This window comes from Puia sp. (assembly GCF_035546395.1).
In the GTDB taxonomy this organism is placed as follows: domain Bacteria; phylum Bacteroidota; class Bacteroidia; order Chitinophagales; family Chitinophagaceae; genus Puia.
Genome location: NZ_DASZXR010000010.1, coordinates 126,711 through 149,201, shown reverse-complemented (window position 1 = coordinate 149,201; position 22,491 = coordinate 126,711). Strand labels below are relative to the sequence as shown.

Here is a 22,491-nt window from a genome sequence, read left to right as displayed (position 1 = left end):
GATAAAGACCTGGCATTCCACCACCTCTCCACTGGCAAGGTCCGTATAACGCAGCTTCTTGCCGGCAAAGTCGATCATGATCGTCTCTGCCGCCTTGTGTTCGAGATGCATAACGACCTCTTTATGCCGCAGCCACTGGCTGAAGTGATAGCAGTACTGACTGTAGCCATAACCATCCGGGTGCAGATCCTTGTATTCCAGCCACAACAACTGTTTGGTGGCTCCCGGTTTGGTGAGTTCGGTTTCTGCATAGCTAAAATGATCCAGCAGCGCCTGGTGGCGAGGGGATGCAGACGGCACTGTGTCTACATTGTAGACGGTTGCTGATAAGGAAGGTTCATTGCCGGTAGTGGGCGCCAGGTTCTCCTGACCCGCCTGGTGGATGCGCCGCAGGTATTTTTTTACGGTAGGCCGGCTGATACCTGTCAGCCGGACGATGGCCTTGATGGAGAAGCCATCCTGATGAAGACGTAAGATCTGTTTTACTGGTTCCATTGCTGTTGCTTTTGCTGCCATATCCCATAATTGAAGGGGCAAATGACACGAAAAAGCAGCAACTATCTCGCTCTATGCAGACCGTGAGGGGGTAACCATGCGCCGGAATGGCAGTCTTCCGGCAGCTACCGGGGAGGGGTAAGCATACGCCGGAATGACATCGCCCTGGCCAAAGAGGGGGGTAAACATGTGCCGGAATGACTCGATATCCAAATCGAAAATCGGCATCAACGGCTCACTGTTGCCCTATAACAAGGGGGAAAGCATGGTCCGGAACAGGGGGGAAAGGTTGCTCCGGAATGACGGGGTAACATTCATCCGGTACGTACAACCTAGGTACTGAGGAAATCTTTTATTTATTATTAGAGGGAAAGAAAAGTTTCAACGAGCGGCCACCATTGCGGTGATGAATAGCCATACATGCGGGATGGATGCCTTACTCCTATAGCCAAGCAGTTTCCTCCACTATACTCATACTGCCATACATTCGCTTTCTTTCCGTTTCGTTCGAGAGGGTGAACATGACGGGCATTGTCCTCGGGAATCCATTTGTACCACATCCTCATTGAGAAGACAATCACTTTTTTGGGCTTGAGCCCGTCCAATAGGCTTTTGAATGCTGGAGCTACGGTGGCTATATCCTCTGGCCTTGGCTGACTGGTGGCATTCAAAAGACCATGCTGAATCAGATTGGCAAACGCCACACTGTGCCATATCTGGTATGGGTCCTTCTCGTTGAATAAGTACCCAATGTTTCTGTAGAAGGGGCTCTTTAACGAATTGTCGTCTAAATAGTCCTGGCCAACAATGTCGCGGGTAAAGTTCTGACTGTCAGAGTCGGACCCTTTGCCACATCGGAAATTTGGTCCGACATAATGGGACTCTCCGAATAAGCTCAAACCCGTAATCTCATACTTGGAACCTATCCAGGGCTGGAAATTCAAGTTAGGTATATTTTTCAAACACCATTTTTCTTAATATAAGGTTTTTTTGTGTGATTTCCTAGCTGAGATAAATCTATCATCTTTTTAGCGGCAAATTCAATTCTCGCGGAAGTCCCTAAGAAAGCGAAAATTATCGACTCATATCGATTGCAATTTAAGCATCAGCAAACGATATCGTGTGTCTATTTAGGAAACGCCCCATGTGCACTCGGTCGACTTAAGAATACTTTTTAAATCTCAAAACTTGATGCCGGCAATATTGCCATTGATTGATCAATCTATTTGATAAAAAGCATACAAGCAATAATACGGCTACAAGAGTCCCTCAGGCTCATTATTCTTCTAGCAATCTGGCAGGGCTTATTCGCTAAGCGTACAATATTTCGTATCCAGGTTGAAATGGATATACCCGAATTTCATCCGGATACAGCTACTCAAGTGATGCAGAAACGAAAGGTCCAGTGACGTCGCCGGTAGATGGGTTACAATATAAAATTCGGAGGCTAGGTGCTGATCAGGATACAGGGAATATTCGAGCAACTGTCCGACAGCTACCCGAATTGACTGAAGGACGGCAGGATAGGATTTGACTTCGAAAAAGATAAAGGAACCGTCCGGCTTTTGCCCAACCATATCCACTCTCGAATTTACACCGACTTTGATAGCTTCAGGGAAGAATTCTATATTGGGAAAATTATCCCGCAGAGCTACGGCAAGATTATCCTGAATGTCGCCATGGATGTTCCTTAATTCTTTATAATTTTCTGAGTGCCTTTTTATAAGAATGCTCTTTGATTTACGACCTTTCCTTGGGTTCAGCATGATACCGCGCATTATGGCGGGCTCGAATAATTGAGGGTTTTTGACTTTATTGGCTAGGTTGTAGTGTGTCGATGGAACCTTTTCACCTGTCTGAAAAGGAAGAATTTCAAATAAGGTCACATTTTCAGGTCGGAACTTAAGGTTAAACCGCTGGTCGTCGGCCAGTTTCTCGTAGGAGGCGGCGTTGACGCCGTCTAAGGCACTGAGTTGATCCAGTTGCTCTTGCAACCATCCATTCTTCCTGTATGCGTCGCTAGTTGCTTGCGATTCTTCTTTCGTGATGACTTGTACATCCACTATCTTCCCTATCCAATACCAATTCGACTCAATCGAATTATTGCTGAAAAGCGTTATATTATAAGGCTTTCCGATATGATGAGCACTATTCAACGGCTCGATTCTGGCGTAGTGATAGCCGTGAATTAGCTTATCCAGATCGAATAGCCACTCTTCCGGTCCAAAGCCATTGTCGCGTTCCTGAATGTGTTCAGCACTTTGCTTTGATGTCCGCGATTTTCCTGCTCGTCCAGATGGTTTTACCCAGCCTTCCGTATTCCAACAGATCCGGGCACACATTTCCTTAGGGGTAGTAGCAATGATTGCAACTAGCGTTTGGAATGCAGACAACGTTTGGCTAATATACTTCGTTGACCTTTCTACCAATGTTTCCCAATTCATGGATGAAAGTTCGCTGGCGATAAAGGGGAATGGTTTGATCTTTCGCTCCTTCAAAAAAGTGTCGCAAAGTTCGACTTGCTGGGGCTGTAGCGCATTGGTGCCGCTTCGTTGACAGTCAATTTTGATCAACATGGTTTTATCACCTCCTGAGATGCCTACAGTATAGTAGACCAATTCCTGAGAGTTCGATGGGTCGTGTAATTTATACCAGGTATAGTGTCGGATACGCTGATTCGAATGACCTCTTTTACCTCTATCATTCCATTGCGCTCTTCCTGAAACAGCATATGATAGACGATTGGCAATCAAATTTGCCCACCGCTTGGTCTTGTCATGTATGCTTCTAATAAAGTTTCCTGCATTCCGCATAACAGGGTCGCTAGCATCGTAAGGCTGATCGGCGAATTGTTGGAAAAAATCCAACTCTTCCTCGGTGAAGAAATGATCCGGGTTTTTTTCGAGCGTCGAGCGGATGGGGAATCCCTTTGCCATCAGAAACCGTCGGGCCTCTCTGGCGTTGAATTCGCTCGCGGCCAGTTCACTGCCGTTCGCGAACAGATTTGAATATGATACGACCACTTTTGGTGGATAGGCACGACGATCATACACCATTTCGTAGTCGTCTGCCTCCCGATTGTCGGGATAATCGTCTTGTAGAATTTTCTCTATGGCTTTTAAAATATCGGCCTGGATGATGTTCGACGGAATCACGGATGATAAGGGTTAACTGATGAAGGCAAAGTACTGAGTTACGGCGAATTTAAACGTTTTATGGGCATGCTGGTAGGGTAAAAACACCTTTTTTTGAACGGCTTCTCGAACTTGAAGTACTAAATAAATTGGTATTATGGGTAGCAGACCGTTTCCAAAACCTGCGATAGGCTTTGTATACGGAACGATGGGTAAAATAGATGGATCTAATACAACGCGGTTGTAGTGGCCGTTGATTACCGGCGTCCAACCGCCGAAACAACGATGCTAAATCAGAAGTCTTATAGCCTCTTCACAAAAATGGGCTAATTTTCGGCCATGAACTATCAATTACCCAGGGAAATATGGACAGCGGATGATTTTGAAGAAATGGCTTGGCATGATTGCGTTATTCACGCGATTTCATTTAAAAGTGACTTTAAATTGTTATTTGATATCGACTATATATTTGAGTGGGTATTGGTCGGAAAAAAATATAAGTTTTGGATCGCGCCATGTACGTTGATTTTCGAGAATTGTTACGATGTAAATTTTGATCTGGATATGTCGACTCCAGGGCTCGAGATTGATTGCCTCACCCGCAAAAATCCTAAAAAGCCCAGCAACGCTGAATATATAGAGAAGCAGATGGAGTTTGATTGGTTTATGGATACCCAACAGGGTACTATTTCGTTCACCTCGGTCGACTTTAGCCTATTCGTTAGAAGGAAGCCTGTATATTCAAGCGCACAGTCTTTTGACCTTGAAGCGAGAGGTGGGATATCCTTTGACCTGACAGCAATCTGAGAAAATTTAATGTATTAGATTCTGAATCAGTGCTAAAAGAGGCCTGAAGAGTTCGATTGAATCCCCCTCACCTCCACCTGAAGGGGAACCGCGCGGTTCCTTCTTTCTTTTTCAATAAAAAGCACCCGCCTTTCTTTCATTACCAACTCATTACGCGCGAGATCTGGGATGACATTGCTTGTCAGTACTTTGCCGTGTCGCGCGGGTCATCCTTAGCCTCCGTGAAGGCAAAAACAACCGCCGTTCTATCACTCTGATCCACTGATTCTTGCGATCAGGCTTTGTCCTGATGATTGTTTGTCCAAAACAATACTCCCCTACAGCACTGCGGGAAGACTTCACGATTTTCAGAAGGACCCTGGAAACAATCTATCCGAGCCGGTATTGCTATTCCGAGGGGGTGATTTTCGGTGATGCAGTCTTTGTCAGGCTTGCCAATCGTTTGAGATCTAACATGAAATAGTTCGAAAATTGTATGTTAGGGGCCTCCTTAGCCAAAAGAAAACCGCCTTTCGGCGGTATTCTTTTTACCGTAGAGGAAGGCGAACTTGCTCGCAGCTTCCGGAGCGGGAAAAGAAAATAGACCGGAGGACGGCCGGTCGGTTTCGCTTTGGCTTAAGCCCCCAAGACGGCAGATCACCGATGGCGCTTGAGCGTTAGCGAAGGGGCCGGTCCACGTGAGTCTTTATCTGGCGGTGTTGTTGTTGGCGAGGGAGCGTGTCGAGGATGTAGTGCTGGTTTGCGCGTGGACGCTTATGCCTGTCGCGAAGGTTGGGCAGGGATGGGGCATCGGCGATGAAGGAACTGGACCGGTTTGGCTATGTCCGGTATAAGCCGGAGAATGATCGGATGAAAGGGAATAGGGTGCGAGTAAGAGACAGGATGATACAGCAAGTACGGTTGGCAGCCTGAGGTGTGGCCATTGTTTTCCAGGGCTACAATGCAGTATTGCGAGAAGACATCACATTGTTCCCGGCTAAAGCAGGGGAGGACCGGCTGCAGTCTTTCGATGCAAAAGGGTTTGCATGGTCGTGATCTCGTTATTTTCGGATGCGGTTTAAGACGGTGGTAAGGGTAAGTTACGGTTTTTATGGGATTGGCGACGAGGACTTTATCGGTTGAGGGGTAGGAAATCGCGCAGATCCTCAGCAATGAATATTTTGCTGGGAGGAATATACCTGAGTAGGGTGCGCCATTCAGGCATGGAAAATTCGTGGTTATCCGGACGTCGGTGAAAGGTTGTCGTGAACCACTCGGCCGAACGTTGATCGAGGAAGAGTATAATATTTGCTTCCCGCCGATAAGAATTGTTAGTTTCAACATGCATAAACTTGGCGAGGAAGTATTTGTCCGCCCACGATATGTTGTGCGAGAGCAACTCCATTGAGAAACCGGTAGATTCAGAAATGATGGTAATTATTTGCTTTTGATAATGCTTAGTGGTGTCTTCGTAATCATCGATCAGATACTTGAAACGGTATTCGACAATGTCGACGTTGCTGTGATAAGGGAGGGCGATAAGGGTAGGTCCGCTGTTGTTGACGGCCGATTCCATTTCATTTTTCCAGCGGGGAATGATCTTATCGGAACTGAAGATAGTGATGAGGGGGTGATTTGGATCGGTGTCCGCGTCCATACGGGATACGAGAAGACTGACCATCGTATCGCTGACGATGGACGGGTTATCCGGGAACTTCGTCGTCTTAAGGAGTCTGAGAAGTTGGGGTTCAAGGAGGGCGTGATCGATATTTTCGTTGGCAAGTTCAGCGATGGCGGTACGCAATCGGTCTTCAGAGCTTAAGGGCGGCTGTACGGCGTCTTGCACGGTCAGGCTGTTGCGAAATATTTGAATGAGAAGTGTAGTGATAAGGACGAGGGTCAAATAGAAGCCATAGAGGGAAAGCAACAGGAAGACGATCGTGAACCGGTCGCCTCTGGCGAGCCACGAGGAAACAATTAGGAGGATAAGAGAGGTGGCGAAGCTAAGTTCCATAGAAAGGAACAAGCGGATCGGGCGATTGGACTTGTAAGTCGTGTAGGTTCCGGCAGCATTGAGAGCAATGGAGGCGACAAAGATAAAGGCGAGCAAGGCGGAGCCGGTAATGTTTTCTTCTGGCTGGGCATTCCGGAGAAAGGCAAATACCCCAGCACCTGTTGCAAGAACGTAGGTCGTGGCGATGAGAAAGAACTGTCGCCAGAAGTTGGATCCCCGGTGGAGGTCTTTGAGGAAGAGAGGGATGGCGATCATGAAGGCTCCGAGGGAGGAGGTGATCTGGCTTAAACCCTGCAAATCGGCATCGCTAAGCTTTAGATCAAGCGGAATTCGAAGGACAAGGGGTAGGAGGACTATCCCACTGGTCAGGATAGCTGTCGTCGCCGTGGCGAAGCTGAAAGTCTTGTCGGCTACGGCGAAGCCCGGGGAAGTTCCGCTTTTGTTGTCCAATGGAGGGACAGGGTTGCCACGGGGGTCTTGCTCGAAATCGGATAGTTTGCGGAATGGCATAAGGATAGGAGACATTTTTAGGGTTGGGCTAAGTTAATGAATTGAGTGTAATCGACCCAGTAGAAATCCAGTAGTATACTTTGCCTGAGAATCCAGGTAAGTAGATATCGGTGCCCAGTATCCATCAGGTGGTAGCTGGAGAGAAATGAGATTGCTTGTGCTGACGGGCGAGGATACCGAAGTTAGGGCCGAGGAGGCTGAGGCCTGTCGTCAACTTATGCCGACCCAGACGACGCAGGGCAAAAGCAGCTGTTTCTTCATGGAGACATTTCCGTTTAAGAAGGAATTGCTAAAAGAAGGTTTTCGAATGATATATGACCGGATAAATTTCATGACGCCGATGATATAGATCAGCCGGGCGGCGGATGCTCCCCGTTTCATGAGGTTACGGAGGAAGTGCTCGTTGGGATCATCCTGCAAGTCTTCCAGTAGTTCGGGACGGCAGTACCAGGCGAGAAATAGGGCGGCCATTTTGGCGGATATGGCACTTTTTCGTTCGTCAGATGCGGCTTAAGGCGAGATTCGGGATCTTTTGCAGCAGCGTATCGCGGAGTTATTTTGTCCGTAACAGCGATGCCCTTCCGGCTGTGGTGAGGGTATAAGGGCGCTTGTGCTTACCCACGCGGGTAGGCGATAGTCCAGGTGCGTTCCTTTCACAAACAATGCCATTAATTCACTAAATGTATGTAAAATACATCATTTCAACGGAGAGATAATGAGGGATTTTCTAAAGACTTGCTAATCGTTTGAGGTCCAACATGAAATAGTTCGAAAATTGTATGCCGAGGCTCGCCTTAGCGGACAAGATGAAAAAAGCTCCATTTTGTTCGCTCTTTTCTTTTCGGAAAGCCGCGTTCAGACTGAATATAGTGGCGATGACCTCGTTTAGATGAGCAGTTCGAAACTTGTATCCGTCGTATTCCGGCTTTGCAAGAGAGTAGACGAATATTTTCGCTAACAATTAATTTTTCGAACAAGTCCTGTTCCATATTTTGCAATTCCTATATCATACATAATGCACCCATCCGTTAGACACGCCATTGAAGATTGCTTGGCAAACGCCAACCACACAGGCAAAACAGTAAGTTCTGCCGATATTAATGAACTACAGTCAAAGTTGACAGTTCCTTTGCCGGAGTGGTACGTCGAGATAATGTCTGCATACCCCTTAGCTGGTTTGTCTCTGAACTATCCGTTGTATGAGGCAAAAGGGGATGACGATGGTTATTGTCGCATTAAAATAGCTACAGTAAAGGATATTTACTCTGAGTCGGTGGAGTGCTACCCAGGGCTGGCTATAACGGAACTAGGCTATGCATTCCTGGCGATTGATCCCACCGGTGGCGGAGATTCATATTTCATGAAAGTGGCAGAAGGAGATAACCCTTCTGTCTATCAGGTTTACCATGATGTTAGTGATATCGGAACAGAGATTGAAGCAATGGGAATGGTCAAAATAGCGAATTCGCTGTCCGAATTCTTTGGTAAAGCCAGGGCGTGATTTTGGATGCGTAACGTTTAAGTAATTGGTAGTCGAGGTCAATTTACGGCTTTGCCCTTAGCTACCTCTGCCCAAGAGTCCACCCAAATTGTTCTTTAAAATCGGCAAAACACTCTGCACATATCCATCGGTACAAATTGGATGTCGTATATCCCTCCGTTAAGCAATTCGGATAGCGATCAGAAAATTCCGCAAAGCAGAATTCACAATGATCGTGATCCCATGTGGGGTCAAGTGTCGCCCATCGCTGGAAATATAATATAGCGTTCGTAAGATAGGCCTCCTGGCCGGTCAGCCGCCAATCGTCATCAGAAATCATACGAAAAGATACCCTTTTTCACTAAAATTGTTTGCCAAATCTATTATTATTTCGGACTTCTAAAAGTTCATCAAAGGAAATTGATAAAGGCATTTATGCCTCTATTGTTCTAGAAAGATGACTTTTATAATTTGAGCACATGAGGGTAGATTTTGTGACGAAGGAAGATTTGAGCGAGTTTCGGCTCGTATTGCTGAACGATTTGGCGAGAATGTTAAAGCGGCCAGATCCGCCGCAACCTTGGTTGAAGAGTTATGAAGTACGGAAGTTGCTGAAGATTTCGGCCGGAACACTACACCGCCTGCGGGCAAAGGGCATCTTGCCTTTTTCGAGGGTTGGGGGCACATTCCTTTACAAATATGAGGACGTCCAAAAGCTGGTGGAGATGAACGTTGAAAAGAGATAAAGAAATGGGCCCGATGGAGGCCCATTTTTTGTGTACTACTTAGTGGCTACGCGGACTTTCTTAGTTTTGTTTCTGTCAGGCAGATTGAGATCGATGCTATATCCTTGTTCATTTACCTGGAGCTGCCGGCCTTTACCAAAAAGCTTTTCTTGTAGGGCGCTCATGTGACGACTGATGGCGGGCTTGCTGGCGCGGGCGTAAATCTCGGTAGTACGTTGGGTACGGTGACCTAACATGACGCTGACGATCTTGAGTGGGATGTCGTGCTCGATGGCAATGGTTGTCGCAAAGGTATGCCTGGCCGTGTGTGTGGTCAGATCGAGGTCGATCTTACAACTGGCGCCTGTTTCCTCCAAATATTCGTTGAACCGTTGGTTACTGTTCACTGGCAGCAATTTTTTATATTTGACACAATAAGGGTGTGAGCGGTATTTTAGGATCAAGTCTTCCGCAATGGGCAGGAGGGGTAGGAATTCCGGATTTTTGGTCTTGTTGCGGTTGGTGTTGATCCAGTTTTTCTTGTCGATCCCGATAGTCAGATCCTTTGGCCGGAGATTGTAGACTTCCTGGTAGGCGAAGCCGGTAAAGCAGCAGAATATAAATACATCCCGGACTTCACTTAATCTAGCGTTCTTAAATTCGTGCCCGATAACCCGGACAACCTCGTCTAAGGTCAATGCCTGGCGTTCGGGATCGATGTAGGTGCATTTAAACGATTCCAACGGATTTTGCGCAAGCCAGCCTTGCACTACGGCGTCGTCGATCACCTGCTTTAAATTCTTAATATACTTCATGGCGGCATTGTTGCCGATGGAATTGGTCAGAGTCAGGTATTCCTGCAAATCGACGGCGAATTTGAGGGGTATGCCTTTCAGTGGTTGGTCGTCGACCTTGTACCGGTATTGCAGGAAGCCCTGGAAAGTGTTCTTGGTGCTGACCCATTTGCGGAACGTCTCATGGGAGGCCGTTCCCTTCAGCACCTTATAAAGGAATTTCAACAGGAAGGTATACTGTGCGTCCATCAGGGTCTTGTCGACAACCGGGTCGTCCATCCAGACCCGAGACTGCTGGAGAAAGTCTTCGATCGATTGGATGAGGCCGTCAAATTCCTCCGCCATTCGATTAGAGAGTGGGGCTGCGACCGTCATTTTGTGGGCCTTTTTTTCTTTGTTCTTTAGGCCCAGGTATTGGTCGATTAGGGTGAGAACTTGCTTGTGGTAATGACGATCTTTCTTCAGCTGCTGTTCCTTTTCGGAATCGGAACCATGATAAAGCTTTATGAGCTGTTTGGTCTTCACGGGTTCGCTAATTGGGATCCGGTCGAATAGCGCTGTCAAGTCGCCTTTGATCTTGGTGATCCTGGCGTTGATCAGCAATGCCGCCTGGGATTTGGCGATACATTTCTGTTTTGGCTGGCTCCATTCCTCCGGAAGGATCTTCCGGGATAAAGAGAATTCGTCGACGTCGCCATCGATGGTTACCCGGATGTAAAGGGGAACGAAACCTTTGGCGTCTTTCTTTTGGCGTTTCAAATACGCCAGGATCGAGATGGATTTGCTCATTTCAATGCTTTTTTTGATGAAAAATCATCTTTGCAAACCCTTATCAGACGAGGCTTTCCGACGATTCCTGTACCTGTAAAGGTAACTTAGGCATTGGGTACAGGAATAGGTACAGGCATGCGTTGCGTTATTTTGTATCCAATTGAAACGAGATTTAACACAAGTCGTTGAATCTGAGAGATACTTAAAAACAAAAAGCACACCGTAGTGTGCTTATCGTGAACGAGGTGGTACTTAATCCGAACCAAATTTTCAATGATTTAAAGAAATTGCAGTAGTGCAGATGAACACGGCTTTGAGGGGGGAAACGGTATCTTACAGATGCTCCTTTCGGAACGTTTTGAAAACTTGGGATCCCCACTCTGTTAAATGCCAATAGTGATTTTTATCGTCTATTTTATGTCTTCTCTTTGATGGTTCCACCAAATCTAGCAAGGCTAGGTCAGCAAAGATTTCATTGACGGAATTAGACGGAATCGGCCAATCCGATCTCAATGTTTTATCGGGAGATGGATTGATATTAAGGCCAATATAACTAGAAGCATCCTTGACCGACTTTTCAACCATTAACTCAGGAGCTAACAACTTAAACAAACCGAGCAAGGTGGCTTCTGGGCCCACTTCCCACCCCGTACCATTTTTATAGTAAAGACTTATCGGTCTCTTATTATTCCTTAAAGTTTTTAGAACACCACGTATTTCCTCAATTTCCTCGCTTTTGCTCTTCTTATTTATCGCTTCAAGACTTTTTCTCAATTCTGCGTTTTCTTTGCTCAGCCTAGCTATTTCATTTAAGATTTCAGGCCCAGCAAATTCGTTTGATCGAACCCACCCTGTCCTTGGATTTGTATTGAACTGTTTCATCAAAGCAATTGAGACCTTGCCATACAAATCTGACTTGCTGTCCCAAAAGCTAATTAATTTTTTCTTTATCTTATTCTTGAAATCGTTTAGTTTCAATACTTTGTCCTGTTCCTTATCGATCTTTGACGACGACCATTGAACCCCGTCATTAATGAGAAACCCGATGGTTGGAATTCCATTCGATGACGCATAGTCGTATTCCTTTTCTGTATAGCCAATATCCCCATCCATTGAACCGTATCTAAACGCAACAATTACAACGTAATAGTCCGAATCAATGATTTGCTTTTGTATTAATTTCCATTGTTCCTCATCACCTGCACTGAACATTTCCATACCAACGGGAATATGTCCCATTTCTAAGATGGCTTTAATCACTAAATCTCTTTCTTCTTTAAGATCCTCATAAGTTGAGGACACGAAAATTTGGTATTTCTTTTCCATGGACAACGGTTGTATAACTGCGTTATTCTATTATATCTACTTAAATTATTGACATGCTCCCGATCTTATTCTTGATGCCTAATTCGAACTGCCGTTGCTTGGATAACGGTAAACGCCCTCGCGAGTTTGTTTCCAAATTCCAAAAGTACGTAATTGACTATCCGGGCCTTTTCAGGAGCCGGGGTAGTCCCCAGCCGGATCAAAACTACACCTTGGTGAACTTGCATCAGGCGGTACACCAATTCCCCGAAATCTTTATCCTGGGTGAGTAGTATCCTATTTTCTTCGTTGGCAATGCGCAGGACTTCCTCATCAAAACTTCCTGGATGAGTTTCAAGAATGTAGTGAACGTCAAAGCCGGAGGAGCGCAATAGATCCACTATTGGCTTATCAACTCCCTCGTCGGCCAGGAAATTCATATAGCAATGGGATAAATCTCGTCACCCCTAAGCGACTGAGCGGCAAAGGCTAGAGCTGCGTGAATTTGATCTTTTGTAAGGTGAGGATGAGCTATGAGAACATCATCGATAGAGTTGCTTTCTGCAAGGTTCTCGAGTATCTGCTCTACAGTGATGCGGGTTCCCTTGATGATAGGTTTGCCCATCATTATTTTGGGGTTGATTTCGATATAGTGCCCGGCATTCATTTGGTCAATTGTCGGATAAAGATATGAAAAGCTCATAAATTATTGTTTGAATTGTGAATAGGAAATGACAATGCCCAGATCGGATTCCAGGCATTGTCATGAAAGCATCTCGAAATCAATGGGGGGTAGCCTGGACCAAAATCCAAGTAGTCGAATGGCCACCGTCTTTTGAACAAGGCGGGAACTCTTTTCCCTTAACCATGGTGATTTCATGATGTGGGTGCTTTGAGCACTTGTAAAGTCCTGAGACTTGACATGTTGAACCTGTACTCATAATTGAAGATTTTATAGCATGACTACGCGGAAACTACTATTTTCTTTATAAAAAAATGATATACATAGTCACAAGTTATTAACAATCAACTCAATGATATTGTAAATCAAATGATTATATTATTAGTAACTGGGTAATTATTTTGGGAAATTGGCCTAAATATATTCGTATTGGCATTGCTGCCTAAGATATGAAAGCACTCCCAAAGAGTGCTAATTACCTAATTTCTATGAGTACGAAGGAGGGACCGTTCTACCAAATTGCGCCCGACCGGGAACCACATTTGCTCCACAACAAGTCGATGCGGTAGAGGGTAATGTTCCTCACGATATGGTTCGGGGTCTCTTTGAACAATGCGCAGGCCAAGTCCAAGGTGCCCCCAGTGAGCTTGCCGTGACTAAGCCGAAACCGGTTGATATGCTTATCTACGTACAGTCGGCCTACCTCATCGAAGGGCGAGGCAAAGATCGCCAGGCCGCGGGGGGCAACGGTGATGCCGTAATACCCTAAAATCTCCAAATAGGTCTTTACGCAAAGGTTGTTGACCAATTCTCTTTGCTCTTTCAGGAACATCCTATTTCTCATACTTTTTTGATTTAAGGTGATTGAAAATTTAAACCGGAGGGACCCGGCGGATGGGCGGACGAATGCCAAATAGGATCGGAATAAATGCTGCGGGTGATGCGGATGACCGATTGTTGCTGCTGAAGCGGACTCCGATGACGAGGATTTGCATTGCACCGTTTTATGCCGAAGTTGTTTGGCGAGGCCGGCCAGGAGCCGAACTTTGCGGTTTAATTTTCAATCAAGGCCAATTGGTTCGAAGTCACAGAAATTACAGTCTAGGATTTCAGTCCTTTCGCCGTCCAGGAATGGCGTCGAAGCAAAGGCTGGGATTGCCGCGTGGGTGGTGCAATGGTCGGCCCTGTGCCCGCACGAGCGGAGCGAGGAACATTGGCGGAGCGCAGCGGAGTCAATGTGCGGGTACGGGGTCGAGGATTGCACGGGTGGCCTTCACAAATGCAAGAGGCGCGGAGGAGGGCTGCTGCGGGCCCCGCACCAGCGGACCGACCCCGCGCCGTAGCAGCCTGAGTGGGCGAAGGCTGCGCAGGCAGGGAGGGGAGCGAGAGTGCGAGGGGACTGCGGTAGCTCTCCTGCGCCTCTCTCCGATAACCAGGCCCCCGGTGGGGACAGGATGCCCTACAAAGCCACTTGCATCCTGTCCCCGCGGGGGTGGCAACGGCGAACGATCGTTGGGAAAAGGCCTACCGTCGATCGCCGGCGGCAGCATAGGTATCCGTTACGATCATCGGCCGAAGGGTAGAGGCGAGCCTGGGACGGGAGCGAGAAGGAACGACGAGCGGACGAGACAGGACCGCCACCGCCGCCACGTGCCCGGCAGTGCTGCGCGGGGTAGCCCGACGCAGGAGGGCGGCGCGCAGCAACCCGCGGTCGGCCCTGGTCGTTGGGCCGGAGCCCCGGCGGAGGCCAAATCATTAGCGACAGCTGCCGGGCACAGGCAGGTGGCGGACGAAATGTGGCAGCGGGTGGATGCGGCGAAGCCGCAGACATGGGAGCTGCCCGAACGGAGGCGGCCGGAGCGCAAGAACTATGACAGGCCCGCGCCAGCGGCCTCCGGCGGTGCAAATCTCGCTTGCGAGATCTGCACCGGCCTGGCGTAGTTGTTGCCGACGGGCGCCGAAGTGAGACCTATTTTTCTGCTATTCTTATGGTCGAAGTGAACAGCTGCGATCGTTAAAAATTTTTGGCTATGTGTTACAACAGTACATCTAGCCGTGTTTGTCGGAGCGCAAGTTGCACGGCGGCAGGTTGGTTCGATTTCCTTATTTTTGATGCGGCTTAATTGGACCTCTCCGTTTCGCGGCCCATCGTAAGACGTGACACATTGAACCATCTTGCAGTCGCCCGAGGGTAGCGTTAGCAAGGGTTCGGCGCACAGACAAGGCCGATAGTAAAGACTGGACGAGTTAGACTACACCGTATACTGTATAGGTACCCTATTCATATCCTGCGTAGATTTGGGATCAGAAGCGTGAGTATGGGACAAGTGGGAGTGGGTTACAATGAAGCGGGATCTTCCGGTACGGAGAATCCTACGCAAAAAATTACACCGGAACGAGCCCGGTCAATTTTGCAAGAACATGGGATGGAGGTCACCCTGGAACAGGCTGAATCTATCCTTACCTTTTTGAGGCGGCTCGCCTCCATTGCGAATTCCAACCACGGTAGGGAGGTCTAAAAGGCTGGGCATGCCGCCAGCTGCTATCGCTCGAGAAAATCCTTGATCTTGGGATAGTTGGTAAGCTTGTACAAAAACAGCAAGGCTCCCACAACTTTCAAAATAGCGGCTATTGTCAGGGTTATATCCGCCTGGGCAGTATGAAGAATTTTAAAGAGCCCTCCGATGAAATCCAGGCAATACCCGAAGACCAGCAGGCTGATGGCATGTTTTGCTTTCATGACAGCTAAGTAAATACAGTTGATTCTTAAACGCAAATTCAAAGAAGACTATTTATGAAAGTCGCAGATTTGTACATCCGGGTGTCGACAGACGAACAAGCAGAAAAGGGGTATAGTCAGCGCAACCAGGAGGAGGTGCTGCGCGGGTATTGTGAGATCAATTCCATAACGGTTCGAAAAATTGTATTGGAGGACCATTCGGCCAAGACCTTTAACCGGCCGGCATGGGCGTCTTTTCTGAAGGGCCTGCATCGACAGAAAGGGGAAACCGACCTGGTGCTGTTCACGAAATGGGATCGTTTCAGCCGGAATGCGGCTGACGCCTACCAGATGATCAATATCCTCCGAAAGCTTGGCATCGAGCCGCAGGCCATAGAGCAACCGCTGGACCTGACCATTCCCGAGAACAAGATGATGCTGGCTTTCTACCTGGCTGCACCAGAGGTGGAGAACGACCGGCGGGCCTTGAATGTGTTCCATGGAATGCGCAGGGCCAAAAAGGAAGGCCGCTGGATGGGTGGCGCACCGGTTGGGTATATCAACCGCGTTCGGGAAGATGGTCGAAAATTCATTGCTCCAAAGGCCCCAGAATCGAATATTATGCAATGGGTGTTTGCTACCATCGCCGAAGGCACCCTTACCACCGAACAGATATGGAAGGAGGCGCGCAAAAAGGGTCTGAAATGCAGCAAGAACAATTTTTGGGTAGCGATCCGCAACCCGGTGTATTGCGGGAAGATCTTCGTCGAGAAGTTTAAGGAGGAAGGGAGCCGGTTCGTGGCTGGTCAACACGAGGCATTGATCTCCGAAGCGCTGTTCTATGAAGCCCAGGACGTGCTGGACGGCAAGAAAAAGAAGCAACGGACCAAGATCACGGTCGACGACCGTATTCCGCTGCGAGGGTTCCTGATATGTCCCCGATGCGGTCGAGTGCTCACAGGAAGCGGTTCGAAAGGCCGGAAACATCGATACTACTACTATCACTGCAGCTCTGCTTGCGGGTTGAGGTTCCGAGCAGATTCGACAAACCTGGAGTTTATCCGGGAGCTAAAGAAGTACATGCCTCATCCCGCCACTACGGAATTGTATAAGCAAGTGATCCTCGAGGCGATGACAGCTCAGGCAAAGGATCGGCGCGGGCAAAAGAAGGACCTGATCGTCAAAGTTGCGGAACTAAATGATCGGATCGGGAGGGGTATGGCGCTGCTGTTGTCAGGCGATATCGATGGCGTGGATTTCAAATCGATCAAGGCGGATTGCGAAAGGCAAATCGCAGTTCTGGAGGCGAAGCTCGGTTCGATGTCAGAGGAAACGGGTGACATGGCGCCGATCCTGGACAAGGCCATTGAGAACTTGTCGAAGCTGGATTCTGTGTGGATCGAAGCAACGACGATCAAGAAGCGGCAAATCGTTGGTTCGATCTTTCCTGAAAAATTGATTTTTGACGGCGAAAATTTTCGAACCACCCGGGTCAACGAGGCGGTGGGGCTGATATACAGGCTGGACGCGGCTTTCCGGGAAAATAAAAATGGGACAAGCGAGATTTTTTCAAGCTTGTCCCATCAGGTGATCCCGCTGGGACTCGAACCCAGGACCCATACATTAAAAGTGTATTGCTCTACCAACTGAGCTACGGAATCGGACCCGGAACACGGGGCGCGCCGTGTTTTTGGGAGTGCAAAAATAGGGTAAAAAGGAATGGTGGCAAAAAAAATGGCGATTATTTTTCCACGGGAAGGTGTGGTTATCAACATTTTCGCGGCGGGCGTGGGACGGGAGTTGGGAGTGATGAAATTTTGGGGTTGGCGGCGGGGATGTGGCGGGGTCGAGGGCGGAGCGGCGGGAACTGGGAATCTTGGGTGGGCGGCGAAGGCTGCGGGGGCAGGTGCAGCGCGAGCGGGCCGCGGAGGAAGAAAAGGGGGAATGACGGCACAGACCGGCGCGGACGCCGGGGGCCACCATTCCCCCACCTTAGATGGATGCATCAACTAACCGCCGGATTGGCGCGGGGTAGAAACCCGGGACGCGCGTGGGCGGCCTTACCACCGGGAAATGCTAAAAACCCGGGTTATTGGGAAGGAGGTTGGGATTTACATCCGTCTCCTGCTTCGGCACAGGGAATAATAATTGGTTGGTCGTGAAGGTGGCGCCCCAGACGGTCTTGTGGCCAACGAAGTCGTCCCAGTTGCCGGTGACATCATTGTGCACCTTGCGGGTACGCAGCATGTCGAACCACATCTTGTTCTCGAAGGCCAACTCCCAGTAGCGCTCGAGCCAAACCTCGTGCTCGAAGTCGGTTTGAGACAGGACGCCGATGGGTGCGAGATTCGCGCGGGCGCGGATGGCATTGACATACTTAATGGCATCGGCGTTGGGGCCGCCCTCGGCGCGGTTCGAGGCTTCGGCATACATCAGGTAGACGTCGGCCAGCCGATAGACCGTATAGTTGAGATCGGATTTGGCCGTACTGCGGACGGCGACGGAATCGAACCACTTATAGATGTAATGATGCGGGAAGACGACGGCGCCGCTGTTGTCGATCTTGGGGTAGCTGCTGTAATAGAACTGCCGCTCGGCCACGCGTTTGTCACCGGCGGGGTAGGAATTGAAGAACTGGTCGGTGGGGAAGACGGAGCCGTACTCGTCCGAATAAACGGAGACCTTGGAGTAGTTGGGGATCGTCAGCGCCGTCAACGGATTGCTGGAGTTGGCTGCCGCGGAATACTGCACCTGGAGGATGAATTCGCCCTTGTTCTTGTTCGCGGGCTGGTTCATATCAGTGTAGTTGGGAAAGAGGGAATAACCGCCATTGTCGATGACGGCCTTGCTGGCCGCGGCCGACAGGGAATAATAGTTGGCGCCACCGTTGATCGGCTGGCCGGCGTACGTAAGATACACATCGGCGAGAATGGCGTTTACGGCTCCCTTGGAGACCAACCCGGTGTTGTCCTGCCAGGGCAGGCTGGAACTTGCCGCGAACTGAAGATCGGGGATGATAATGCTGTCATAAATGACCTTGGCATCGGTGCGCTTCAATTTCAGGTCGAGATTGGTGGGCACCTTCGTGACCATCGGGACGGCGCCATACATCCGGACCAGGAAGAAATAATAGAGGGCGCGGAGCGTGCGGGCTTCGGCCACCATATTGGTCTTGGCGCTGTCGGTAAGACCGGCGGCGTTGATCGTGGGGATGGTCTGGATCGCGAGGTTCGCGTCGCCGATGCCCAGGTACATGCGCTGCCACCAGGTGTCGAAATAGAACGAGGTGGAATTGTAGCTGAGGGTCTGATAGTTGACGAAACCGGTCTGACCGAGATCGCTATTGGACTTGCCGGTCATAAACTCCATCAGATTCCACGTGTTGCCACCGTAGGAAGAGGGCTGGCCGGCCAGCAAACCCTGCATCTGCGCATAAGCCGCGTTGGCCATCGCCCGGGCGGCCTTTACGGTACCGAAGTCGCTGGTGGGTTGCAAAAAACTGGTCGGATGCTCTTCCAGGAATTTTTTACAGGATGCCCCCAGCAGGACCAGGGAGGAGAACAATATTATTTTAAGACGTTGCATCAGAATGAATTTTTTGTGTTTGCAAATTAAAAGCCGACGGTTGCACCCAGGGTCCATATGCGCGGACGCGGGTAGGAGAAGAAGTCGAGGTTCTGGGAGAAACCGCTGTTGCTGCCGTAGCTGGAGAAATAGGTATCCACTTCAGGATCATAACCGGTGTACTTGGTATGGATGAACAGGTTCTGCACGCTGGCATAGATGCGCAGCTTAGTGAGTTTCCAGCTATGAACGGTTCGCTCGGGGATCGAATAACCCAACACGAAATTCTGACCGCGGATGAAAGAACCGTCTTCGACCCACCAGGTATCGAAATGGGAGTCCTGGGCAAATTTGTAGCTGCGGACCTGAGAGATCATGGTGTTCTGATGTGTCGGCGTCCAGCCGTCCAGCACGGTAGCGAGGCTGTTGGCAATGGTCTGGCGATCTTCGCTGGAGTGTTTAAAGGTCGCAGCGGTGTTCACGCCCTGTACGAACCGGATGTCGAAGCTGAGATCCCATCCCTTGTAGTTGAACGTGCTGCTGAAGGTTCCCGTCCATTTGGGATAGGCCCGCCCGATAATGCTGTAATAGGGGCTGCCATCCTTATTATAAATGTATTTGCGATCGCCTACATGCAGGCCGTGGGAAGCGGCTTCGGCGGCTTCACCGGTGCCATAGGTGCCGATCCGGTGCATGCCGTAGAAGGAACCGATGGGCTCGCCGACGCGAAGGACGTTGGTTTGCCCAAGGAAGTTCGGCCCCGGGAAGATATCGGCGTTGCCATCGTTGAGCTTGAGGATGCGGTTGCGGTTGGTCGCAAAGATGAAGTTCGTCGTCCACGTAAAGTCCTGCGTCTTGATGTTGACAGTATTCAGGTTCACCTCGAGACCGGTATTGCGAACGCTGCCGACATTCTGGTAGACACTGGCGTTGTTCATCCCCGCCGACCAGGGAATGGGCGCCTGCAGGAGGAGGTCCTTTGTCGTGCGGCGGTAGAAGTCGATATTTCCCTGGATGCGCGACTCGAACAACCCGAATTCGAGACCTGCATCCAACTGCTGGGATTTTTCCCATTTCAGGTTGGGGTTGCCGATGTATTGCGGCAGCAGGGTGGATACGTTGGCATTGTTCATGACCGTCAGGTTGGGCTGGATCTGCGGGATCGACTGGTACTGACCGATCTCCTGGTTACCGGAGAATCCATAGCTGCCGCGGACCTTCATATAGTTGATGATCCGGCTGCTCTTCATGAAATCCTCTTCGGATATCCGCCAGGCCGCGCCGACGGAAGGAAAGAAGGCATACTTGTTATTCTTACCGAACTTGGAGGAGCCATCGTAGCGACCCGTGGCGGTGAGCAGGTATTTGCCGTCGAAGTCATAGTTGATCCGGGCATAGTAGGAGTTCATGCTCCAGGTATAGTCCGAGGAGGTGGCATTGCTGCGAACCGACCCGGCCGCGAGATAATCCCATTGGAAGAAGTCGTTGATATAGTTCTGGGTTTCCGCGAGAACGGATTCCGACTTGTATTTCAGCCACGATGCGCCGAGCAGGGCAGTGAGATGCTGCCGGTCGCCGATCCGCTTGTTCCAGGTGAGATAGTTCTCCGTCTGCCAGTAATTGTTCGTATTGGCGCTGACATCGGCCTGGCCACCCTGGTCGGCCGAAAGGTGCTGGAGGTCCGTAGAGGAGTAGAAGTTGTTCTTCTGCTGGTTCAGGAACACGCCGAAATCGCTCTTGAAATCGAGCTCCTTTGTGAAATGAATGACGAAATAGGCATCGCCGAGGGCCTGCAGCGTGTTGTTGAGCGTGTAGCGATTCGTAGCGGTGTGGACCGGGTTCGGGGCGCCTTCCAGGCCGGGAATATCGTAGTTGTCGGCCCAGGTGCCGTCCGGATATTTGACGGGGAGCAGCGGAACTTCTTCGGTCACCGCCCGGGGCACGTTGAGGGCGCCATTGGCGTCGGACACGAGGCGTTGGGTGCTCTGAATGACGGAGAGGTTGCCGCCGAATTTCAGCCAGTTGTTGACGTCGTTCTCGAGTGTGAATTTACCGGAATACCGCTTGAACCAGGACTGCACCATCAGGCCCTGCTGATCCAGGTAGCCAAGGCTCGCGCTGAAGAGGGTTTTGTCATTGCCGCCCTGGATATTGACGAAATTATCATAGGAATAGGAGGGCTTGTAGGTTTCCTTTTCCCAGTTGGTGTTGTACAGCGGTTTATCATTGGCATCGAACAATTTCGGCAGCGAGGCATGGTTAAGCGCAACCGGGGGCGCCCAGGTGCCTCCCAACGGATCGAAGTTGGTGGCATTGATAAAGGATTGGTTGTACACCTGGATAAATTGTTCCGAATTGAGCGTCTTCAGATGGCGGTAGAGCTCGGACCGGTTGACATTCCCGTCGTAGGTGACCTTTGTGTTCCCGCGAACCCCGCGTTTGGTGGTGACCATAATAACACCGTTGGCGCCCCGGGCGCCATAGATGGCGGTGGAGCTGGCGTCCTTCAGTACTTCGATCGACGCGATCTCGTGGGGGTTGATCGTATTGATATCTACGCCGCTGACCCCGTCTACGACATAGAGGGGATCGAGGCTGGAGTTGATGGAGCCGATACCCCGGACCCGCACCTTGGCAGGTTGCCCCGGTGCGTTGCTATTGATGCTGACATCGACGCCGGCCACTTTGCCCTCAAGGGCCTGGGTGACGTTGGGCACCGGCCGGTCGACCAGCTGGTCGCCTTTCAAGCTGACGACGGCGCCGGTGACATCGGATTTCTTTACGGTACCGTAACCGATCACCACGACATCGTTTAGTCCCTTTACGCTCTCGACCATCGTGATGTTGAAGACGGTCTGCGAACCGGTTGTGATGGATTGTTTCTGGTAGCCGACCGAGGAGAAGTCGAGCGTGGCGCCTTCATCCGGAACGGTCAGCTTGAATTTCCCGGCAGCGTCGGTTGTGGTGCCGGTGGTCGTACCGCGGACGGTGACGGAAACGCCGGCGATAGGTTCGCCCCGCTCGTTGACGACCGTGCCGGTGACCGGCTTGCTTTTCGGCTCGTCGGCGGCTTCGGAAGCGGGGTGATCGTCTTTCCCCGCGGCATCGGATAGGTCCTGGGGCGCTGCCGGGTCCGGCCTGGCGGGCGAGATGACGATGGTGTTGCCGACCTGTTCGTACCGGAGATCGGTATTAGCCAGGAGGATGGCCAGGGTCTTATTGACGGTGCGGTTGGACCCGGGCAGGGTAAGATTCTGGATGCGTTTGACCTCCCGCTTGTTGTAAGCGAAGGTAAACGGTGTCAGCCGCTGGATCTTGTCAAGGGCGGAAAGGAGAGATTCGTCTTTGAGTTCCAGAGAGATAACAACCTTGTTGATGTCCTGTCCGGCGGCGTCACGGGCGCTCAGCAGCTGAACGGAACAAAAGAACAGGAGGAGGAAGATAAAGCTGATGCGCATACAGTAGAGCAGTCGTTTTTGGATCTTGAAGGGTAGCCGGCGGGACCCTGGTTC

Annotated in this window: 16 protein-coding genes, 1 tRNA gene and 1 pseudogene; 5 read left to right on the top strand and 13 right to left on the bottom strand. The window is 50.0% G+C overall.

Annotation, left to right across the window (positions count from 1 at the left end; all coding sequences use genetic code 11):
• Both VHE34_RS10625 and VHE34_RS10620 read right to left on the bottom strand, forming a co-directional pair.
• Positions 1 to 495, bottom strand: a 495-nt coding sequence (locus tag VHE34_RS10625) for a helix-turn-helix domain-containing protein (protein ID WP_325587570.1), incomplete at its 3' end; no start/stop codon positions are given.
• 1,304 nt (positions 496 to 1,799) lie between these two features.
• The gene (locus VHE34_RS10620; RefSeq protein ID WP_325587568.1) at positions 1,800 to 3,650 is read right to left on the bottom strand and encodes a hypothetical protein; all 1,851 of its coding nucleotides are present in this window, start codon (positions 3,648 to 3,650) and stop codon (positions 1,800 to 1,802) included.
• A gap of 318 nt (positions 3,651 to 3,968) precedes the next feature.
• Here VHE34_RS10620 and VHE34_RS10615 point away from each other — a divergent pair, with 318 nt between their 5' ends.
• Positions 3,969 to 4,436, top strand: a complete 468-nt coding sequence (locus VHE34_RS10615; protein WP_325587566.1) for a hypothetical protein — start codon at positions 3,969 to 3,971, stop codon at positions 4,434 to 4,436.
• Positions 4,437 to 5,547: 1,111 nt separating this feature from the next.
• Here VHE34_RS10615 and VHE34_RS10610 read toward each other — a convergent pair.
• Together VHE34_RS10610 and VHE34_RS10605 are read right to left on the bottom strand one after the other, a co-directional pair.
• Complete coding sequence (locus VHE34_RS10610; RefSeq protein WP_325587564.1) at positions 5,548 to 6,939, bottom strand: hypothetical protein; 1,392 nt, start codon at positions 6,937 to 6,939, stop codon at positions 5,548 to 5,550.
• 210 nt (positions 6,940 to 7,149) lie between these two features.
• Complete coding sequence (locus VHE34_RS10605; protein ID WP_325587562.1) at positions 7,150 to 7,410, bottom strand: permease prefix domain 2-containing transporter; 261 nt, start codon at positions 7,408 to 7,410, stop codon at positions 7,150 to 7,152.
• 544 nt (positions 7,411 to 7,954) lie between these two features.
• On the opposite strand from VHE34_RS10605, the gene VHE34_RS10600 reads away from it, so the two are divergent.
• Both VHE34_RS10600 and VHE34_RS10595 read left to right on the top strand, forming a co-directional pair.
• Positions 7,955 to 8,440, top strand: a complete 486-nt coding sequence (locus tag VHE34_RS10600; protein ID WP_325587560.1) for an SMI1/KNR4 family protein — start codon at positions 7,955 to 7,957, stop codon at positions 8,438 to 8,440.
• 458 nt (positions 8,441 to 8,898) lie between these two features.
• A complete protein-coding gene (locus tag VHE34_RS10595) occupies positions 8,899 to 9,165 on the top strand; it encodes a helix-turn-helix domain-containing protein (RefSeq protein ID WP_325587558.1) in 267 nt (88 codons plus the stop codon).
• Between the two features lie 35 nt (positions 9,166 to 9,200).
• Here VHE34_RS10595 and VHE34_RS10590 read toward each other — a convergent pair whose 3' ends face one another.
• The 5 genes from VHE34_RS10590 to VHE34_RS10570 form a co-directional block, all read right to left on the bottom strand.
• Positions 9,201 to 10,727: a site-specific integrase gene (locus VHE34_RS10590; RefSeq protein ID WP_325587556.1), complete on the bottom strand. Its 1,527-nt coding sequence runs from the start codon at positions 10,725 to 10,727 to the stop codon at positions 9,201 to 9,203.
• Between the two features lie 315 nt (positions 10,728 to 11,042).
• A complete protein-coding gene (locus VHE34_RS10585) occupies positions 11,043 to 12,035 on the bottom strand; it encodes a DUF4062 domain-containing protein (protein WP_325587554.1) in 993 nt (330 codons plus the stop codon).
• Between the two features lie 65 nt (positions 12,036 to 12,100).
• Positions 12,101 to 12,454, bottom strand: a complete 354-nt coding sequence (locus tag VHE34_RS10580; RefSeq protein WP_325587552.1) for a DUF5615 family PIN-like protein — start codon at positions 12,452 to 12,454, stop codon at positions 12,101 to 12,103.
• Positions 12,451 to 12,717, bottom strand: coding sequence for a DUF433 domain-containing protein (locus VHE34_RS10575; RefSeq protein ID WP_325587550.1), 267 nt, complete (start codon positions 12,715 to 12,717; stop codon positions 12,451 to 12,453). The genes VHE34_RS10580 and VHE34_RS10575 overlap by 4 nt, the downstream gene beginning before the upstream one ends.
• A gap of 490 nt (positions 12,718 to 13,207) precedes the next feature.
• The gene (locus tag VHE34_RS10570; RefSeq protein ID WP_325587548.1) at positions 13,208 to 13,540 is read right to left on the bottom strand and encodes a hypothetical protein; all 333 of its coding nucleotides are present in this window, start codon (positions 13,538 to 13,540) and stop codon (positions 13,208 to 13,210) included.
• Between the two features lie 287 nt (positions 13,541 to 13,827).
• Here VHE34_RS10570 and VHE34_RS10565 point away from each other — a divergent pair, with 287 nt between their 5' ends.
• Positions 13,828 to 14,637, top strand: a complete 810-nt coding sequence (locus VHE34_RS10565; RefSeq protein ID WP_325587546.1) for a hypothetical protein — start codon at positions 13,828 to 13,830, stop codon at positions 14,635 to 14,637.
• Between the two features lie 601 nt (positions 14,638 to 15,238).
• On the opposite strand, the gene VHE34_RS10560 is transcribed toward VHE34_RS10565, so the two are convergent.
• Positions 15,239 to 15,436, bottom strand: coding sequence for a hypothetical protein (locus tag VHE34_RS10560; protein ID WP_325587544.1), 198 nt, complete (start codon positions 15,434 to 15,436; stop codon positions 15,239 to 15,241).
• A gap of 54 nt (positions 15,437 to 15,490) precedes the next feature.
• Here VHE34_RS10560 and VHE34_RS31120 point away from each other — a divergent pair.
• A pseudogene (locus VHE34_RS31120) lies at positions 15,491 to 16,420 on the top strand (recombinase family protein); the annotation flags it as partial.
• A gap of 583 nt (positions 16,421 to 17,003) precedes the next feature.
• Here the strand turns inward: VHE34_RS31120 and VHE34_RS10550 are convergent.
• The 3 genes from VHE34_RS10550 to VHE34_RS10540 form a co-directional block, all read right to left on the bottom strand.
• Positions 17,004 to 17,076: transfer RNA gene (locus VHE34_RS10550), tRNA-Lys, on the bottom strand.
• Positions 17,077 to 17,491: 415 nt separating this feature from the next.
• Positions 17,492 to 19,000, bottom strand: a complete 1,509-nt coding sequence (locus VHE34_RS10545; RefSeq protein ID WP_325587540.1) for a RagB/SusD family nutrient uptake outer membrane protein — start codon at positions 18,998 to 19,000, stop codon at positions 17,492 to 17,494.
• A gap of 26 nt (positions 19,001 to 19,026) precedes the next feature.
• Positions 19,027 to 22,437 carry a TonB-dependent receptor gene (locus VHE34_RS10540; RefSeq protein WP_325587538.1) on the bottom strand — a complete coding sequence of 1,137 codons (3,411 nt, stop codon included), beginning with the start codon at positions 22,435 to 22,437 and terminating at the stop codon, positions 19,027 to 19,029.
• Between the last annotated feature and the right edge of the window lie 54 nt (positions 22,438 to 22,491).

What these genes read in the sequence shown, in the direction of transcription:
- VHE34_RS10580 (WP_325587552.1), bottom strand. Translation starts at nt 12,454, where the DNA reads ATGAATTTCCTGGCCGACGAGGGAGTTGATAAGCCAATAGTGGATCTA.
- VHE34_RS10560 (WP_325587544.1), bottom strand. Translation starts at nt 15,436, where the DNA reads ATGAAAGCAAAACATGCCATCAGCCTGCTGGTCTTCGGGTATTGCCTG.
- VHE34_RS10575 (WP_325587550.1), bottom strand. Translation starts at nt 12,717, where the DNA reads ATGAGCTTTTCATATCTTTATCCGACAATTGACCAAATGAATGCCGGG.
- VHE34_RS10600 (WP_325587560.1), top strand. Translation starts at nt 7,955, where the DNA reads ATGCACCCATCCGTTAGACACGCCATTGAAGATTGCTTGGCAAACGCC.
- VHE34_RS10570 (WP_325587548.1), bottom strand. Translation starts at nt 13,540, where the DNA reads ATGAGAAATAGGATGTTCCTGAAAGAGCAAAGAGAATTGGTCAACAAC.
- VHE34_RS10590 (WP_325587556.1), bottom strand. Translation starts at nt 10,727, where the DNA reads ATGAGCAAATCCATCTCGATCCTGGCGTATTTGAAACGCCAAAAGAAA.
- VHE34_RS10545 (WP_325587540.1), bottom strand. Translation starts at nt 19,000, where the DNA reads ATGCAACGTCTTAAAATAATATTGTTCTCCTCCCTGGTCCTGCTGGGG.
- VHE34_RS10540 (WP_325587538.1), bottom strand. Translation starts at nt 22,437, where the DNA reads ATGCGCATCAGCTTTATCTTCCTCCTCCTGTTCTTTTGTTCCGTTCAG.
- VHE34_RS10585 (WP_325587554.1), bottom strand. Translation starts at nt 12,035, where the DNA reads ATGGAAAAGAAATACCAAATTTTCGTGTCCTCAACTTATGAGGATCTT.
- VHE34_RS10565 (WP_325587546.1), top strand. Translation starts at nt 13,828, where the DNA reads ATGGCGTCGAAGCAAAGGCTGGGATTGCCGCGTGGGTGGTGCAATGGT.
- VHE34_RS10610 (WP_325587564.1), bottom strand. Translation starts at nt 6,939, where the DNA reads ATGCCATTCCGCAAACTATCCGATTTCGAGCAAGACCCCCGTGGCAAC.
- VHE34_RS10615 (WP_325587566.1), top strand. Translation starts at nt 3,969, where the DNA reads ATGAACTATCAATTACCCAGGGAAATATGGACAGCGGATGATTTTGAA.
- VHE34_RS10605 (WP_325587562.1), bottom strand. Translation starts at nt 7,410, where the DNA reads ATGGCCGCCCTATTTCTCGCCTGGTACTGCCGTCCCGAACTACTGGAA.
- VHE34_RS10595 (WP_325587558.1), top strand. Translation starts at nt 8,899, where the DNA reads ATGAGGGTAGATTTTGTGACGAAGGAAGATTTGAGCGAGTTTCGGCTC.